General features: G+C 60.7%; 13 protein-coding genes and 2 tRNA genes. 12 read left to right on the forward strand and 3 right to left on the reverse strand.

What is annotated here, in order from left to right:
- The 5 genes from lon to HKN06_05220 all read left to right on the forward strand — a co-directional run.
- On the forward strand, positions 1–1,926 hold a 1,926-nt coding region (lon, locus tag HKN06_05200), incomplete at its 5' end, for an endopeptidase La (protein NNF60715.1).
- Positions 1,927–2,054: 128 nt separating this feature from the next.
- Positions 2,055–2,327 (forward strand): HU family DNA-binding protein, encoded by a 273-nt coding sequence (locus tag HKN06_05205; protein ID NNF60716.1) that lies wholly within the window; start codon positions 2,055–2,057, stop codon positions 2,325–2,327.
- A 23-nt stretch (positions 2,328–2,350) separates the two neighbouring features.
- Positions 2,351–2,426, forward strand: a tRNA-Val gene (locus HKN06_05210).
- Positions 2,427–2,434: 8 nt separating this feature from the next.
- Positions 2,435–2,511: transfer RNA gene (locus HKN06_05215), tRNA-Asp, on the forward strand.
- Positions 2,512–2,576: 65 nt separating this feature from the next.
- On the forward strand, positions 2,577–4,448 hold the full coding sequence (locus HKN06_05220; protein ID NNF60717.1) for a hypothetical protein: 1,872 nt from the start codon (positions 2,577–2,579) through the stop codon (positions 4,446–4,448).
- 352 nt (positions 4,449–4,800) lie between these two features.
- On the opposite strand, the gene HKN06_05225 is transcribed toward HKN06_05220, so the two are convergent.
- From HKN06_05225 to HKN06_05235, 3 genes are read right to left on the reverse strand one after another with little or no spacing between them, the layout of a single operon-like run.
- Entirely contained in the window at positions 4,801–6,129 is a 1,329-nt protein-coding gene (locus HKN06_05225) for a dicarboxylate/amino acid:cation symporter (protein ID NNF60718.1), read from the reverse strand.
- 21 nt (positions 6,130–6,150) lie between these two features.
- Positions 6,151–6,933 (reverse strand): enoyl-ACP reductase, encoded by a 783-nt coding sequence (locus HKN06_05230; protein ID NNF60719.1) that lies wholly within the window; start codon positions 6,931–6,933, stop codon positions 6,151–6,153.
- Positions 6,933–8,459: a LysM peptidoglycan-binding domain-containing protein gene (locus HKN06_05235; protein ID NNF60720.1), complete on the reverse strand. Its 1,527-nt coding sequence runs from the start codon at positions 8,457–8,459 to the stop codon at positions 6,933–6,935. Before HKN06_05235 ends, HKN06_05230 begins: the two co-directional genes overlap by 1 nt.
- A gap of 101 nt (positions 8,460–8,560) precedes the next feature.
- On the opposite strand from HKN06_05235, the gene HKN06_05240 reads away from it, so the two are divergent.
- The 7 genes from HKN06_05240 to HKN06_05270 all read left to right on the forward strand — a co-directional run bounded on the left by HKN06_05240 (position 8,561) and on the right by HKN06_05270 (position 17,326).
- Positions 8,561–9,283, forward strand: a complete 723-nt coding sequence (locus HKN06_05240; GenBank protein NNF60721.1) for a methyltransferase domain-containing protein — start codon at positions 8,561–8,563, stop codon at positions 9,281–9,283.
- Positions 9,280–9,726, forward strand: a complete 447-nt coding sequence (rnhA, locus tag HKN06_05245) for a ribonuclease HI (GenBank protein ID NNF60722.1) — start codon at positions 9,280–9,282, stop codon at positions 9,724–9,726. Before HKN06_05240 ends, rnhA begins: the two co-directional genes overlap by 4 nt.
- A 7-nt stretch (positions 9,727–9,733) precedes the next feature.
- Positions 9,734–10,444, forward strand: coding sequence for a DNA polymerase III subunit epsilon (gene dnaQ, locus HKN06_05250; protein ID NNF60723.1), 711 nt, complete (start codon positions 9,734–9,736; stop codon positions 10,442–10,444).
- A gap of 70 nt (positions 10,445–10,514) precedes the next feature.
- A complete protein-coding gene (gene nhaB, locus HKN06_05255; protein ID NNF60724.1) occupies positions 10,515–12,020 on the forward strand; it encodes a sodium/proton antiporter NhaB in 1,506 nt (501 codons plus the stop codon).
- Positions 12,021–12,039: 19 nt separating this feature from the next.
- Positions 12,040–13,047, forward strand: coding sequence for an NAD-dependent epimerase (locus HKN06_05260; protein ID NNF60725.1), 1,008 nt, complete (start codon positions 12,040–12,042; stop codon positions 13,045–13,047).
- A gap of 134 nt (positions 13,048–13,181) precedes the next feature.
- Positions 13,182–14,600, forward strand: coding sequence for a capsule assembly Wzi family protein (locus tag HKN06_05265; GenBank protein ID NNF60726.1), 1,419 nt, complete (start codon positions 13,182–13,184; stop codon positions 14,598–14,600).
- The gene (locus HKN06_05270; protein NNF60727.1) at positions 14,600–17,326 is read left to right on the forward strand and encodes a hypothetical protein; all 2,727 of its coding nucleotides are present in this window, start codon (positions 14,600–14,602) and stop codon (positions 17,324–17,326) included. The genes HKN06_05265 and HKN06_05270 overlap by 1 nt, the downstream gene beginning before the upstream one ends.
- Position 17,327 lies beyond the last annotated feature (1 nt).

Raw genomic sequence — 17,327 nt, forward strand, 5'->3', positions numbered from 1 at the left:
CCGGAAAAGCTGGCCGATCTGGTCGCCGGGCATCTGGGTGTTGAGGTTGACGAAAAGCAGCGGTTGTTGGAAACCCTGTCGATCGAGGATCGTCTGGAACGGGTCTATGCGCATATGCAGGGCGAAATGTCGGTCTTGCAGGTAGAGAAAAAGATCAAGACCCGCGTGAAATCCCAAATGGAACGCACGCAGCGCGAATACTATCTGAATGAACAGATGAAGGCCATTCAGCGAGAGCTGGGCGATGGCGACGATGGCGCAAACGAGGTCGCCGAACTGGAAGAAAAAATTGCCGAGACCAAGCTTTCGCCAGAAGCGCGCGAAAAGGTCGAGGCCGAAGTCAAGAAGCTGAAGTCGATGTCACCGATGTCGGCAGAGGCGACAGTTGTGCGCAACTATCTGGACTGGATCCTTGCTATCCCGTGGGGCGTCAAAACCCGCGTGAAAAAGGATCTGACCCGCGCTCAGAAAGTGCTGGATGACGATCACTACGGTCTGGAAAAGGTCAAAGAGCGGATCGTCGAATTTCTGGCTGTTCAGCAGCGGTCGAAGAAGCTGAAAGGCCCGATCCTGTGTCTTGTCGGACCACCGGGCGTGGGCAAGACATCCTTGGGCAAGTCGGTTGCGCGGGCAACGGGGCGCGAGTTCATCCGCATCTCTCTTGGTGGCGTGCGCGACGAAAGCGAAATTCGCGGCCACCGGCGCACCTATATCGGTTCGATGCCCGGCAAGATCGTGCAAAACCTGGCCAAGGCAGGCGTGCGCAATCCACTGTTTTTGCTTGATGAAATCGACAAGATGTCGATGGATTTCCGTGGCGATCCGTCATCGGCGCTGCTCGAAGTGCTCGATCCGGAACAGAACGCCACCTTTGCCGATCACTATCTCGAGGTCGATTTCGACCTGTCCGACATCATGTTTGTGTGTACCGCCAACAGCCTGAACATTCCGGCGCCACTGCTGGACCGGATGGAAGTAATCCGGCTGCCTGGTTACACCGAAGACGAAAAAATGAACATAGCGCGGCGCTACCTGGTGCCGAAACAGATGAAGCACAATGGCCTGCGCGAAGAGGAGCTGAATATTGCCGACCCGGCGCTGCGTGATGTCATCCGTTTCTATACGCGTGAGGCGGGCGTGCGTAATCTCGAGCGAGAAATTTCCAAGGTGTGCCGCAAGGTAGTCAAGAGCCTGTTGCTCAAGACGGAACAGAAGGTGACACGTATCACTGCGCGCAGCCTGAACAAGTATCTCGGTGTACGCCGGTTTCGTTACGGGCGTGCCGAAGAAAACGATCAGATCGGACAGGTTACGGGCCTGGCGTGGACAGAAGTCGGTGGCGAATTGCTCACCATCGAAGCTGCGACAGTCGGTGGTAAGGGCAAGCTGATCCACACCGGTCAACTCGGTGACGTGATGCAGGAGTCGATCCAGGCCGCCATGACGGTCGTGCGCAGCCGCGCCAAGGTGCTGGGTGTCGACGAGGAGTTTCACCAGAAGATGGACGTGCATGTTCACGTGCCTGAGGGCGCCACGCCGAAAGACGGGCCCAGTGCCGGTGTCGGCATGTGTACAGCGCTGGTTTCCTCGCTCACGCGTATCCCGGTGCGATCCGATGTCGCCATGACCGGTGAGATCACGCTACGCGGCGAAGTGCTGCCTATTGGCGGACTGAAAGAGAAGCTGCTGGCTGCTCATCGTGGTGGCATCAATACCGTGCTGATCCCGATCGAGAACGAGAAGGACCTGGCCGACATACCGAAAAATATCAAGGACAAGCTCGAGATCCGCTGTGTCAAGTGGATCGACCAGGTGCTTGAAGTTGCGTTGCAGCACCCGCCGGTTGTCTCGAAAGGTGGCAAGGGTGGCAAGGAGAGATCGGAAAAAAGCCAATCGGAATCAAGTGATACGGTGCGGCCTCATTGATATGGTGACCTGCCGGCGGAGTGCTGGTATATAATCTGCCGCCAGACGATGGCCCGCACACCGCGGGCCGCTGGCATTTTGCGGGACGTGAAATCATACGTCTCGCCGTAATCGAACGAGGAAGGTAAATGAATAAAGGCGAGTTGATAGAGGCCGTGGCTGATGCCGCTAATCTCTCACACAGTGAGGCTGACCGTGCCGTGGATGCGGTGATCAGCTCCATCACCAAGACCCTGCAGAAGGGCGAGAATGTCACCCTGGTCGGGTTTGGCACGTTCTCGGTCAAACGCCGCGCTGCCCGTACCGGTCGCAACCCGCGTACCGGCGAACCGCTGCAGATTCCGGCCAGTAACGCACCAGGTTTCAAGGCTGGCAAAGGCCTGAAGGATGCCGTAAACTAGCGCGCCCTCGGCCCGGGTGCACTGGGTGCTTAGCTCAGCTGGGAGAGCGTCGCCTTTACACGGCGAAGGTCGGGGGTTCGATCCCCTCAGCACCCACCAGAAAACGCGGAGCGGTAGTTCAGCTGGTTAGAATACCGGCCTGTCACGCCGGGGGTCGCGGGTTCGAGTCCCGTCCGCTCCGCCATTTAACGAAGGGCGCCCAAGGGCGCCTTTTCTTCTTTAGCTGTAAAACAATACGGGATCGTTCCAATGCTGCAGGCGATACGGGATCATCTGACCGGTTGGGTCTCCATCATCCTCTTCATCGTTATCGGGCTGGCCTTCGCGCTCTGGGGAGTGCCGAACGAGATCACCGGGCAAAATGCGGTGGCACAGGTCAATGGTGAGGAAATTCCGCTGGAAGAGGTGCGGCGCGCCTATCGTGCGCAGCTGAACCAGTTCCAGCAATTCTCCGATGTGTCGCCCGAAACACAGGACCTGATTCGAAACCAGGTGCTGCAGGGCGTAGTCGTGGACGAAGTGCTGGCCCAGCACACGCGCGACGCGGGCTACCATATTGGCAACGACGCTCTCGTGGCGCATATCCGCAATATGGAAGCGTTTCAGGACCAGGGGCAGTTTTCCGTGGACCTGTTCAAGACCCGGTTGTCACTGCAGGGGATAAATCCTCAGTATTTCGAGGCGCAGATGCGACGCGGACTCCGTATCACCCAGGTACGCCGTGGCATCGCCGAAACCGCGTTTGTAACGCGTGAGGAGCTGGAGGCACGCACGCGTCTCGAGCGCCAGCAACGTGTAGCCGAATGGCTGCAGCTGAGTATCGACCCGCAGTCCCAAGACATCGTAATCAGCGATGAGCAGATAGAAGCTCATTACTCCGCTGCGCAGGACGGCTACATGCAGCCGGAGAGCGTTGATATCGAGTACGTAACCATCGAGCTGGCCGACCTGGCCGCCGACGTTGCCGTGACCGAAGATGACCTGCAGGATTATTACCGCAACGAGGTCGACAACGGTCGTTTCCAGGCGCCCGAGGAGCGTGAGGCCCGCCATATCCTGATCGCAGTCGATGACGACACCGATGATGCCGCCGCCAGCCAGAAGGCCGGCGAAGTCCTGGCGCGTCTTGAAGCCGGTGAAGATTTCGCCGCACTGGCCGCCGAGTTGTCCGACGACCCCGGTTCAGCGCCCGAAGGTGGCAGCCTGGGCTGGGCCCAGCGCAGCGCCTATGTCGGCGCGTTTGCGGACACGCTGTTCTCGATGCAGCCCGGTGAGTTGCGTGGCCCGGTGCGCACCGAATTCGGCTACCACGTGATACGCATGGACGGGCAGCGCGGCGGTGTTGCCAAGTCCTTCGAGGAAGTCAGGGACGAACTGGACGTAGAGCTGCGCCGCGTGCTGGCCGAAGACCAGTTTTATGATACCGCTGAGCGTATTGCCGACCTGGGCTTCGAGAATCCCGATACGCTGGAACCGGTCGCCGCCGAGATGGGTTTTACCATCAGGCAGCTCGATGGCCTGACCCGCCGCGGGGGTGATGGGCTGGCGGCCAATGCAGCCGTTATTGATGCCGCGTTCAGCGAACGGGTGCTGGAGCAGGGCGAGAACAGCGATCTGTTAGAAATATCGGCCGAGAGCCGGATGATCCTGCGTGTCGCAGCGCATCGGCCGGCACAGCTGCGCCCCCTCGAGGAGGTGCGTGATGCGATCGTCGCCGAGCTGCGTCAGGCAGCGGCAACCGAGCTGGCTGAAGAGCGTGGTAACGCCCTGTTGGCGCGCGCCCAGGCTGGCGAAGCGCTGGAGTCACTCGCTGCCGAAGCCGGTGTCGAACTCAAGGCGCGTGAGTCCTATCGTCGCACCGCCGCACTGCCGGCGGCATTGAGCGAGGCGCTGTTCCGCGCGCCGCGCCCGTCGGAAGGTGGGGTGACTCACGAGGGTGTCGTTCTCGACGATGGCAGTTATGCGTTGTTTGCGCTGCACGAAGTCGTACCGGGAAATACCGATAACCTTGGTTCGCCGGACACCGTCGCGAATCAATACGGGATCGGTGATCTGACCGCCTACGTAACGACGTTGCGTGATCAGGCTTCAGTTCAGCTGCGTCCCGAACTACTCGAGTAAGCTCACCAGCCGCGACTCTTTCGCTGGGTTCTCGTGGGAGCGGCTTCCAGCCGCGACGCTTGCGATGGGCTCTCGTGAGAGCGGCTTCCAGCCGCGACTGCTTGCGACCGCGGCGGGCCTACAAGACGGTGTTCACCGGCGCCTCCGACAAGTCGGCGCCGGCAAACACCGTCTTCTCTCCCGCCGCATCATTCCCGGGTGCGCCCCTGTAGGAGCGGCTTTAGCCGCGAATGATTTGCAACGATGACTCGCGCGAGTGGCCCTGGCCGCGAATGCTGGTGATCGCATCGCGGCTGATGGTGGGTTGGCAGGGTAAATGGAGTCGATCCGGCTTCGCCGGTTCGACGATTGTCTAGGCCAGGTCGGCGGTGGTGTCGGCGGAATGGCCGACTTCACGCAGCTGCCCTTCGGCGCCGGCAACTACCGTCGCAACGGTCAGGTCGCCGGTTACGTTGACCACGGTGCGGCACATGTCGAGAATCCGATCGATGCCGAGGATCAATGCAATACCCGCGGCCGGTACGTTGATCGATTCGAGAATGATGACCAGCATCACGATACCGGCGCTGGGCACCGCGGCGGTACCAATGGACGCAAGCATTGCGGTCAGCACGATTGTTACCTGTGCAGTCAGATCCAGGTCCAGACCGATAGTCTGGGCGATAAAAACGGCAGCGACGGCCTGGTACAGCCCGGTGCCATCCATGTTTATCGTTGCTCCCAGCGGCAGCACGAAAGACGATACTTCTTCGGATATGCCAAGTTTCTTTTCGGCCACATCCATCGTCACCGGCAGGGTGGCGCCGCTGGACGAAGTTGAGAACGCCACCAGCTGTGCGGGCGTAATGGCGCTGAAGAACTCGCCAATCTTCTTTGGCGTAAACAGGACAAGTATCGTGGCGTAGGTAATGACTACATGCGTTGCCAGGGCTGCAATCACGACGCCGCCATAAAGGCCCAGCGCGCGCAGAAGCTCGATGATCTGCGACGGGTCGTCGCCGGCAATGTCGGTTATCGTCGAGGCCAGGAGGCAAAAGACGCCGAACGGCGCCACGCGCATGATGACTTCGACCATCTTTATGACCATCTCGGTCATGGCGTCGAAAAAGTCTATTAGCGGCTGCGCTTTTTCCCGTGGAATCATCAGCAGGGTTACGCCGGCAAACAGTGCAAAAAACACCACCTGCAGCATGCTGCGATTGTTGGATACCGACGCGAATACATTGCTTGGAACCATGTCGACCAGTGGCTGCAGTGGCCCGCGCTCTTTGGCCATGCTGGCCTGGTCCTGGCGGCTGGCGGCGTCATCCTGGTAGGTCTGCATCAGCTTTTCGCGCATCTCATCCGGCACCGTGGCGCCAGGATTGACGACGTTGACCAGCAGCAGTCCGATAATCAGTGCAGCGAGCGTTGTGCAGAGGTAGATGAATATTGTCCGGCCACCAATGCGCGACAGCCGCCGGGTATCAGCCAGCGACGCAACCCCGGTAATCAGGGAAGCCAGCACCAGCGGTACCGCGATTAGCGTCAGCAGGTTGATAAAGATCCTGCCCCACGGAGATATCCAGTCAGTAGTAAAGTCAGACCAGCCCTGGATTGCCGCAATAATGCCGTAGATCAGCCCCAGGAGCAGGCCGATCAGGATCTGCCAGTGGAGTTTGCGGTACCACGGTGTCGTCATCGCTAATTCCGTTCTTGTCGCTTAGTCGAGACTCATGCCGACCGTGCTGTAACCGGCATCGACGTAGAGGATTTCGCCGGTGATACCGGCGGCAAGATCCGAGCACAAAAATGCTGCGGCATTGCCCACATCGTCAATGGTGACGTTGCGTTTCAGCGGCGAAGTATCGGCAACATGACTGAGCATGTCGCGGAAACCGCTGATGCCGGCGGCGGCGAGGGTCTTGATCGGGCCGGCGGAGATGCCATTGACGCGGGTGCCGTGCTCGCCGAGGTCGGCGGCAAGAAACCGCACCATTGACTCCAGGCTCGCTTTGGCCGGGCCCATCACGTTGTAGTTCGGGACAGCCCGCACGGCTCCCAGGTAACTCAGCGTGAGCAGCGACGCGTCACGGTCTTTCATGAGCGGTCGTGCAGTTTTTGCCAGCGCGGCAAAACTGTATGCGCTGATGTCGTGAGCTATCTGGTATCCCTCGCGGGTAATGCTGTCGGTGAAACTGCCGGCCAGCTGGTCACGCGGCGCGAACCCGACCGAGTGTACGAGTATTTCCAGCCCGTCCCAGTGACCGGTCAGCTTGTTGAAACACTCCTCGATCTGGGCATCGCTGGATACATCCAGCGGGATGCTGATATCCGAGCCGAGTTCGGCACCAAGCTTGTCGACGCGTTTTTTCAGTTTCTCAGTCTGGTAGGTAAAGGCGATCTGCGCGCCTTCGCGATGCATTGCCCGGGCGATGCCGCAGGCGATACTGCGTTCGCTGGCCAGGCCGACTATCAGGGCTCGCTTGTTTGTCAGGAAGCCCATCAGCCGCCCGACTGCCGTGTTACGTCGATATACATGACAATACGTTGTCCCGGGTAGAGATATTTCTGCTTGCTCACGGCGCTGTTCCAGCGTCGCAGCTGATTGATACTGACATTAAACCTGGATGAGATGCGTGCCAGCGAGTCGCCCCGGCGCACGGTGTAGTTAACACGCCGCTGCGTACCGGGTGGTGCGGCGACGTCAGGCCCGCTCTTTGCTGCGCCGTGAATCACCAGTCGCCGCCCGACGCGTAACGTGTCGCGTGGTGCCATCCCGTTCCAGCGCGCCAGCTCGCGCACGCCCACACCATGTGCCTGTGCGATATCCCACAACGAGTCCCCGCTGCGCACGGTGTAGCGCAGGCTGTCGCCGCGCGCCGCGGTCTTTTGTGCCAGGCGGTTGTCGGCAGTCAGGTTGTAGTCAGCGGCCGCCTGGCTGGCCGTGGGAATCATCAGGTGACGGCCGGCGCGGATACTCGAGCCACCCAGGCTGTTCGCCTCACGTAACACGCTGACGGTTGTCTTGTGTGCCTGTGCGATCTGGCTAAGCGTATCTCCCTCACGAATCCGGTAACGGGTCCAGCGCACGCGGCGCTCCGCCGGCAGCTCAGCCAGCCGCAGCCGCAGCAGTTGAGCCTTGTTGACCGGGACCAGCAGCCGGTGCGGGCCCTGCGGAGGACTGGCCCAGCGGTTCAGGCCGGGATTGAGCCGATACAGGTCGTCGGTCTCCATATCCGCCATCTGCGCGGCAAGTGCAATATCGATCTGGCTGCCGGTGCTGACAACTTCAAAGTAGGGCTGCTCGGAGACAAACGGCAGGCTGATGCCAAAGTCGTGCGGCGCCGCTACCAGCCTGCTGAGCGCCAGCAGTCGCGGTACATAGGCCTCGGTTTCACGCGGCAGGCGCAGGTCCCAGAAAGTTGCGCCAGCGCCGACGCGACGGATAGCTCGACGCACTTTGCCTTCGCCGGAGTTATAAGCCGCGATGGCGAGCAGCCAGTCACCGTCAAATATCCGGTGCAGCCGCTCCAGGTAGTCCAGCGCCGCCCGCGTGGACTCGATGACGTCACGACGGCCGTCGTACCACCAGTTTTGCTGCAGGCCGAAACGCCGACCCGTGGCGGGAATAAACTGCCACATCCCGGCCGCCTGTCCGTGCGAATACGCGAAAGGATCGAAGGCGCTTTCCACGACAGGTAACAGCGCAAGCTCGAGCGGCATTCCACGTTCGCGAATCTTTGCCACGATGTGTGGCAGGTAGGGGCGTGAGCGGGTAAAGACCCGGTCAAGATAGTCCGGGTGCCGGACGTACCAGTTAAATTCCTGCGAGACGGCGCGGGTGTCACGGTAGGGCAGGCGAAAGCCGTCGGGCAGCTGTGCGAGCAAGTCCGGTGACTGCTCGGTGACATTTATCAGCGTCGCGTTCGGATCGTAAATATCACCGCCGGTATCGCCCCGGGCAACGCCGGAAACGGCGCAGGTAATCGTGGCAATCAGCGTCACGCAGATGGGTCGAAAGACTGGCATTGCGGTATCGTACCGGAAAGCACGGCCGGGCATAAACGTGTCCGCTACAGAGCCTGTCAAGGGCGTATAAACCACCACTAATTACGGTATATTAGCCGTCCATGAGCTCCGACGTACGACCTGAGTGGCTGACCGGCCCCATGGGCCAGGCCCTGCTTGCCAGCGAAACCGCGGCGGTCGAGGAGGCGTTGAGCCAGGTTTTTGGCCTGCACCTGCTGCAGATCGGCAGCTGGGGCCAGCCCGACCAGTTCATCAGATTCGCCCGGACCCAACGCCAGGCGTTGGTCGCCACCGACGGTGTGCCTGGCCTCAGCGCCCGCAGCCGGCCTTCGCGGCTCGGTATAGCCTCGGACTCGGTCGACGCCGTGCTGCTGCCGCATACGCTCGAAACAGACTCACAACCCCACGAAGTACTGCGCGAAGTCGAGCGAGTGCTGGTCGGTGAAGGGCACCTCATCGTCATCGGCTTCAACCCGCTCAGCGCATGGGGCGCACGCCATCTGGCACTGCGTCGCCGGTTTCCCCGCGGTACCCGCCAGCTCATCCCTGAAGGACGCATGCGCGACTGGCTCTCGTTGCTGGGAATGAAAGTCGAGCCGGCAATTCGCTGCGGGCATTGCGCACCAGTCGACCAGGAGTCCGTATTGAACCGGTTGAAATGGTTTGAACGCGCCGGTGCCCGTTACTGGCCGCGGCTGTCCGGTGTCTACGTGCTGGTTGCGCGCAAGCGCGTCTATTCGGTGACTGCCATGCGGCCGCAGTGGTCGCGGCGGCCACGCGTGGCCGGCGGCCTGGTCGAGCCTACGACGCGCTCGGCGGCATGAAAGAGGTGGTGATACATACCGACGGGGCGTGTCGCGGCAACCCCGGACCGGGAGCATGGGCGGCTATACTCAGCGCGCGTGGCTCGGAAAAAGAGCTGTCCGGCGCCGAGGAGCTGACCACGAACAACCGGATGGAGATGATGGCCGCAATCCGCGCGCTCGAGGCGCTAAAGAGGCCGGCCTCCGTGACGATATATACGGACTCTGTCTATCTTTTGCGCGGCGTGACCGAGTGGATGCACGGCTGGAAGCGGCGCGGCTGGAAGACATCATCGCGCAAGCCGGTCAAGAACCGGGAGTTGTGGGAACGTCTCGACGAACTGGTCGGTGCCCATGACATCGAATGGGTGTGGGTGAAAGGCCACAGCGGCGATCCGGGCAACGAGCGGGCCGATGAGCTGGCCAATGTGGCACTGGATCGCATGTTGCAGGCAGACGGTTGAGGCGGCGATGAGACAAATCGTACTGGATACTGAAACTACCGGTCTGGAAGTCGAGGATGGCCATCGGGTCATCGAGATAGGCTGTGTTGAACTGATTGACCGGCGTCATACCGGCACCACTTATCATCAGTACATACGCCCCGACCGGAAAATCGATGCGGCAGCGCTACAGGTGCACGGTATCACTGCCGAGTTCCTCTCTTCGCAGCCGGCTTTCGATGAAATTGTTGCTGAATTTCTCGAGTTCGTCGGCGACGCCGAGCTGGTCATCCACAATGCAGAGTTTGACGTGACCTTCCTCGATTACGAACTGGCACTGATCGATCGGCCGCTGGGTGTAATCGGGGACTACTGCAAGGTTCTGGACACCCTGGCGATCGCGCGGCGGATGCACCCCGGACAGCGCAACAATCTCGATGCCCTGTGCAAGCGCCATGGCGTTCCGACCATCGGTCGCGAGCTGCATGGTGCCTTGCTGGACGCCCGGCTGTTGTCGGAAGTTTACCTGGCAATGACCGGCGGCCAGGTGATGCTGTCGCTGGCGGTTGAGGACGATGCCAGCCAGGCAGCCGCGCTGCAGCACATCGATCGCGCCGGGCTCGAACTCCCCGTCGTGCGCTGCACCGAGCTGGAAAAGGAAGCCCACGAACAGGTGTTGTCGCGAATAGAGGGCGCCTGCGACACGACCAGCGTGTGGCGACGCCTCGAGAGTTCCTGAGCGGCCCGGGCGGTGGTAGTCTCGCGGCTGCGCCCGATCCCGTAACACCCGCTGGTACAGAAGGACTGTAATGGCACAAACATTCACGCAGGCGTTTACACGGAATTTTCTCGGCCACTCGCCGGACTGGTACAAGCTCGCCATCATCGGGTTCCTCGTGATCAACCCGATCGCACTGTTTGTTGTGGGCGAATTCTGGACCGGCTGGTTGCTCGTCATCGAGTTCATTTTTACCCTGGCAATGGCACTCAAGTGCTATCCGCTCGCTCCCGGAGGACTGCTGGCGATCGAAGCGGTATTGCTCGGCATGACCTCGCCGGGGCATGTCTACGACGAGGCGCTGCATAATTTTCCGGTAATTCTGCTGCTTATTTTCATGGTGGCCGGCATCTTCTTTCTCAAGGAGCTGCTGATGTTCACCTTTACCCGGATCATCCTCGGGGTACGCTCGAAAATGCTGTTGTCGCTGCTGTTTTGCGCTGTCTCAGCAGTCCTGTCGGCGTTCCTCGACGCGCTCACGGTGACGGCCGTCATTATTACGGTCGGTGCCGGCTTCTATTCGGTCTATCACCGGGTTGCGTCCGGGCGGAAGTTCCACCACGTCGATCATGATTCGGCCGACGATGAACTGGTCGAGGAAGACCACCGCACCGACCTGTCCCGATTCCGCGCATTTTTGCGCCAGCTGATGATGCACGGTGCTGTGGGTACGGCGCTGGGCGGCGTAACGACGATTGTAGGTGAGCCGCAGAACCTGCTGATCGGCAAGGTGGCCGGCTGGGAATTCGCCGAGTTCTTTATAAAGATGGCGCCTATTTCCATCCCGGTGTTTTTTATGGGTCTGGTGACCTGTGCCACGTTGGAGAAATTCCGCATCCTCGGTTACGGGGCCACTCTGCCGCCTGCCGTGCGCGAAGTGCTGTCGGCCTATGCCGCTGAGGAAGACCGCAAACGTGGATTGCGGGAAAAAGCAATTTTGATGGCGCAAGCCCTGGTTGTAGTCGTGCTGGTGATTTCGCTGGCGCTGCACGTGGCGGAAGTGGGTGTTATCGGTCTGATGATTATTGTGCTGGCAACCTCGTTGACAGGAGTTATCGAGGAGCAGCGTATCGGTCATGCGTTTGAGGAGGCATTACCGTTTACCGCACTGCTGGTGGTGTTTTTCGCTATCGTGGCGGTTATCAACGACCAGGGTCTGTTCCAGCCGGTAATCAACTGGGTGCTCACGCTGGAAGGCAAAACCCAGCTGGCATGGTTCTTCATCGCTAACGGTGTCTTGTCCATGGTCAGCGACAACGTGTTTGTTGCTACCGTATATATTTCCTCGGTGCAGGATGCGCTGGCCGCAGGTGTTATCAATCGTGAGCAGTTCGAATTGCTGGCGATTGCGATCAATACCGGCACGAATATTCCCAGCGTCGCTACGCCAAACGGCCAGGCGGCATTCCTGTTCCTGCTGACATCGGCCCTGGCGCCACTTATTCGTCTGTCATACGGTCGCATGGTCCTGCTGGCAATGCCGTACACCGTAGTAATGTCGATCACCGGGCTATGGGCTGTAATCTACGTATTGTGACCGGTCGCGGAGCGCCTGTATGAAAGTCCTGGTCACCGGTGCGGCCGGTTTTATCGGCATGTTTGTTGCCGCACGGCTACTGGCGCGCGGCGACGAGGTGGTCGGGCTCGATAACCTCAATGACTACTACGATGTGGCGCTCAAGCAGGGCCGTCTGGAGCAGCTGCGTAAACAGCCGGCATTCAGCTTTGTTCGTGCTGATGTTGCTGATCGCAAGGCAATGAAGGAAGTATTTGCCGCACGCTTTGACACTGTCATTCATATGGCAGCACAAGCCGGCGTGCGCTATTCAATTGAGAATCCTGACGCCTATATAGACTCGAACCTGGTCGGTTTCGGCAACATCCTGGAGCAGTGCCGTCACACCGACGTGCAGCACCTGGTATACGCGTCATCCAGTTCCGTTTATGGCGCCAACAAGAGTATGCCGTTCTCGGTGCACGACAACGTCGATCACCCGTTATCGCTATACGCAGCCTCGAAAAAAGCTAACGAGCTGATGGCGCACTGCTATGCGGGTCTCTATGATCTGCCGGTCACCGGGCTGCGGTTTTTTACTGTTTATGGTCCCTGGGGCAGGCCCGATATGGCGCTGTTCAAATTCACCAGGAACATCCTGGCAGGCAAGCCTATCGATGTATTCAATTACGGCAAGCATCGTCGCGACTTCACCTATATAGATGACATAGCAGCCGGGGTCGTTGCCGTCGCCGACAAGGTGCCCGCACCCGACGGCGACTGGTCAGGTGTCAGCCCGGACCCCGGTTCCAGTTTCGCGCCATACCGCATCTACAATATCGGCAACCAGCAACCGGTCGAACTGTTGCGCTACATCGAGGTGCTTGAGCAGTGCCTGGGCTGCAAGGCCGAGATGAACCTGTTGCCTATGCAGCCCGGCGATGTGCCCGATACTTACGCCGACGTCGAGGATCTGGCGCGCGATGTCGGCTATCGCCCGGCGACCCCGATCGAGGCGGGTATTGCCCGTTTTGTCGATTGGTACCGCGACTATTACCCGCAGGGCTGACGCTGTTTTGCGCTGGCCGGACAGCCGTGTAACATGCGCAGCGCAACTCGAGTCAGCGCCTGTTACAGATAGTCATTCATATGAAATGCCCGCATTGTTTACGTTGGTTGCCAGCAGGCATAGTGGCGCTTGTCGTGGCGCCCGCTTTGGCAGCGCCCTGGATTGACCCGGGCGATATTGCCTTACGCGACGATATCCAGCTGCTCTCAGACGCCGGCTACATTACGACGCCGATCACTACCTGGCCGTTATCGTGGGGTGATATCGGGGCAAACCTGGATGACCAGGGCGGCGCGACCAGCCCCGCCGTGCTGCAGGCGCTGCAGCGGGTAAAGCAGGCGCGCAAGGCCGCGACCGGCACCGAGCAATACAACCTCAATTTCCGCTCGTCACTGGCGAGCAACCCGCGACAGCTGCGTACTTTCCAGGACACGCCACGCGAGTCGGGCGAAGTCCGTGCCAGCATGGACTGGACCGGGCTGCGGCTCAGCTACCGGCTGCAGGCAGCCGCGGTAGTCGGCGCCGACGACAACAAGGCAGTGCGCGCCGATGGTTCTTACCTGGGTTTCGTACTGGGCAACTACATCATTTCTGCCGGGCTGCTGGAGCGCTGGTGGGGGCCGGGTCGCGACAGCAGCCTGATACTGTCGACAAACGCGCGCCCGGTACCGGCGTTGTCCCTGCGCCGCAATTTCTCGGATGCACCGGACATCAGGTGGCTGCGCTGGGTGGGGCCGTGGACCGTGAGCCTGATCTGGGGTCAGCTGGAAAGCAGCCGCACGGTGCCCGATGCGCGACTGTTCGGCCTGAGGGTAAATTTTCGCCCGACCAGAAACCTGGAAATAGGGCTGTCACGCACCGCGCAATGGTGCGGGCAGGGCCGCCCCTGTGACGGCAGCACATTTGCGGACCTGCTGCTGGGGCAGGACAATCGCGGTGAAAATACGGAGCTGGAGCGGGAGCCGGGCAATCAGCTGGCCGGTGTCGACTGGCGCTGGCGCCTGCCGCTCAGACTGCCGCTGGCCTGGTACGGGCAGCTGATCGGCGAGGACGAGGCAGGCGGTCTGCCATCGCGTATGATCGGTCAGCTCGGCCTGGAGACCTGGGGCTATTCCGCGAGGTTTGGCGGATCGTGGCGCGGGCACCTCGAGTTTGCTGATACTGCCGCCGAGTTTTACAAGAATGACGTCCGTTACGACTATGCATACGAGCACTTTATATATAAGGATGGCTATCGTTATCGTGGCCGCACCATTGGACATGCTCTGGACAACGACGGGCGCATGATCACGCTGGGAGGCACTTTCGCCAGCGAATCGGGTGACCACTGGTACGGTCTGCTGCGCATCGTCGATCTCAATCGTGGCGGCAGCGAGGCCAACACCCGCGCGCCGCGCAGCCTCGACGTTGCAAACATCGAGCTGGGGTACAGCCGGTTGATGCAGGGCGGCCGGCTGGCAGTTGGTGTCGGCCTGGACCAGGCAGACGACCGGGTGACCGCACAGGACGACACCGAGGTTCGCGGCCATGTTTCCTGGCAGGGTAGTTTTTGATGATTGAGTACGCGCGAATTACCGCAGTAGTGGCGCTGCTGCTGACCGGACTGCATGCAAGTGCACAGACTCCCGACCAGCTGCAGCTGCTCAATGCACTGTCGCCCGAGCAGCGTCAGCAGGTGCTGGAACAGGTAATGGGTGAGTCAGGCAGTGGCGGGACCGAGGTGCCGGAGTTTCCGCCACTGATGATGGACGATTCGTTGTCCACCGACCTGCTGGTTGAAATGCTCACCCCGGAAGAGCCGCGGGTGGAAGGCGACAGCAAGATTGTCGTGCGCCTGGGTTTTGACGAAGAGCTAAGCCCCGAGCGGCGCGTGGAAATCGAGCGTGCGCTGCATCCGCGGGTTGCCGGGCTGCTGGGAGCGTCGTTTTTTGAACTCGACCGTCAGGGGCGGCTGATCATCGACGATTTTCACGTTGTTCCACTGGCCGGGCTGACCGCCGAAGAGGCAGCAATCCGCATCCAGGCCGAACCGGGTTTTCGCGACCTGGAAGTTGAAGTCAGCCTGCTGCCACTGGAGCCGGAAGGCGCCGACTCCCTGGTGCGATTCGGTGCCGAACTGTTCGAAGGTTCGCCGACGACATTTGCGCCGGCTACCGACATCCCGGTGCCCACTGATTACGTGGTCGGTCCGGGTGACACCGTGATCCTGCAGATGTATGGCAAGGAAAACCAACGATACGAGCTGGCAATAACGCGTGACGGTGTATTGCACGTGCCGGAAATCGGCCCGATCAATGTCACCGGGCTACGCTTTTCCGACCTGCGTAGCGAGCTGCAAACCCGCATCCGCGAGCAGATGATCGGGGTTGAGGCCAGCGTCACGCTTGGCGAGCTACGTTCGATCAGAGTCTTTGTTCTGGGTGAGGCGGTGCAGCCGGGCTCCTATACCGTCAGTGGCCTGTCGACAATTACCAATGCGCTGTTTTTCAGCGGCGGCATCAACGAGCGTGGATCGCTGCGCAATATCCAGCTGAAACGTAACGGTCGAACAGTGCGGGTGCTCGATCTTTACCGGCTGCTGCTTACCGGCGATACCCGCGCCGATCTCAGGTTGCAGCCCGGCGATGCCATTTTCATTCCGCCCGTAGGCAAGACAGTTGGTGTTGGCGGCGAGGTGTTGCGCCCGGCGCTGTACGAACTGCGCGACGAGAAGACCGCGGCGGATATCATCGAGCTGGCCGGCGGGCTGCTGCCATCGGCGCTACCGTACTCCGGTCGGCTGGAGCGTATCGGGCCGGATTCGCGCCGCACCGTGGTCGATGTAGACCTGTCGTCGAATCAGGGCAGGCAGACGCGATTGAACAACGGCGATGTGCTATGGGTTGAGCCGGTGCTCGACGAGCTAGCTGTGGCAGTAACCGTGAGTGGTCACGTACAGCGCCCCGGCGTGCGCCAGTACACCCGTGGTATGCGGCTGTCGCAGCTGATCCGTGACAGTGCCGAGCTGCGCGCGCGAGCTGATCTGCGCTACGTGCTGATTCGGCGCGAGACCGGTGCTGACCGCCTGCTGGAGGTTTTTTCTGCTGACCTGAGCCAGGCCTGGGCGAATCGGGGCAGCAGCATGGACCCGGCCCTGCAGCCGCGTGACGAAGTGCTGGTCTTCAGCATCGACCAGGGACGTGCCGAACGCATCGAGCCGCTGTTGCAGCAGTTGCGCCAGCAGTCACGCAGCGGTGAACCGGCCCGGGAAGTTATCGTCGGCGGCCGTATCAACGCTGCCGGCAGTTATCCGCTCGAGTCGGGGATGCGCATCAGCGACCTGGTACGTGCCGGCGGCGGTCTGCAGGAAGCCGCGTACACGCTCAATGCCGAGCTGACGCGCTACGATGTTTCGGGGCGCGAATCACGCCAGACCGAACTGCTGTCGATCGATCTGCAGCGGGCGCTGGCGGGCGATCCCGGCGCCGATATTGCGTTGCAGTCGTATGACAACCTGATCATCAAGGAGCTGCCACAGTGGCAGGTGCAGGAGAGCGTGGAGATCCGTGGTGAAGTGCGGTTTCCCGGCACGTACATACTGCAGCGCGGTGAAAAACTGAGTTCAGTATTGCAACGTGCCGGTGGCCTGACCGAACTGGCCTTTCCCGATGGCAGCGTTTTCGTGCGTGAAGATCTCAAGCGTCGCGAACAGGAGCAGATAGAAAACCTGGCTGCGCGGCTTGAGGCGGATATCGTGGCTTTTTCGCTGCGCGCCGTGCAGACGGAAGCCAACGCGGCGCAGGCTCTGACTATCGGTCAGTCGCTGCTGACGCAGCTGCGCAAGACAAGCGCAAGCGGGCGCCTGGTAATCGATGTCAGCGCCACCCTGCAGGCGCGCGGTGATGCGAACCTCGATGTAGTAATGCGTGACGGCGACAGACTGTTCATCCCTAAACGCACCCAGGAGGTGACGGTACTGGGAGAGGTGCAGTACTCCACCTCGCATATATATGAACCGAGCCTGTCGCGTGACGAGTACATTCGCCGCAGTGGCGGCCTGACCAACAAGGCCGACAAGCGTCGTATCTATGTGGTGCGCGCCAACGGCGCCGTGTTGAGCGGGGCGCGTTCGCGCTGGTTCCAGCGTCCGGAATCGACTGAAATTCGTCCAGGCGATACCGTCGTGGTGCCGCTCGATGCCGATCGCATGAGTTCACTCGCACTGTGGACCAACGTGTCGCAAATTGTTTACCAGCTGGCCCTTGCCGCCGCCAGCGCCAACGCCGTCGGCGTGTTTTAGC

This window comes from Gammaproteobacteria bacterium (assembly GCA_013003425.1).
In the GTDB taxonomy this organism is placed as follows: domain Bacteria; phylum Pseudomonadota; class Gammaproteobacteria; order Steroidobacterales; family JABDKV01; genus JABDJB01.

Bases quoted from the DNA above. Each gene is read 5' to 3' on its own strand.
- HKN06_05205 (NNF60716.1), top strand. From the start codon at position 2,055: ATGAATAAAGGCGAGTTGATAGAGGCCGTGGCTGATGCCGCTAATCTC.
- HKN06_05220 (NNF60717.1), top strand. From the start codon at position 2,577: ATGCTGCAGGCGATACGGGATCATCTGACCGGTTGGGTCTCCATCATC.
- HKN06_05225 (NNF60718.1), bottom strand. From the start codon at position 6,129: ATGACGACACCGTGGTACCGCAAACTCCACTGGCAGATCCTGATCGGC.
- HKN06_05230 (NNF60719.1), bottom strand. From the start codon at position 6,933: ATGGGCTTCCTGACAAACAAGCGAGCCCTGATAGTCGGCCTGGCCAGC.
- HKN06_05235 (NNF60720.1), bottom strand. From the start codon at position 8,459: ATGCCAGTCTTTCGACCCATCTGCGTGACGCTGATTGCCACGATTACC.
- HKN06_05240 (NNF60721.1), top strand. From the start codon at position 8,561: ATGAGCTCCGACGTACGACCTGAGTGGCTGACCGGCCCCATGGGCCAG.
- rnhA (NNF60722.1), top strand. From the start codon at position 9,280: ATGAAAGAGGTGGTGATACATACCGACGGGGCGTGTCGCGGCAACCCC.
- dnaQ (NNF60723.1), top strand. From the start codon at position 9,734: ATGAGACAAATCGTACTGGATACTGAAACTACCGGTCTGGAAGTCGAG.
- nhaB (NNF60724.1), top strand. From the start codon at position 10,515: ATGGCACAAACATTCACGCAGGCGTTTACACGGAATTTTCTCGGCCAC.
- HKN06_05260 (NNF60725.1), top strand. From the start codon at position 12,040: ATGAAAGTCCTGGTCACCGGTGCGGCCGGTTTTATCGGCATGTTTGTT.
- HKN06_05270 (NNF60727.1), top strand. From the start codon at position 14,600: ATGATTGAGTACGCGCGAATTACCGCAGTAGTGGCGCTGCTGCTGACC.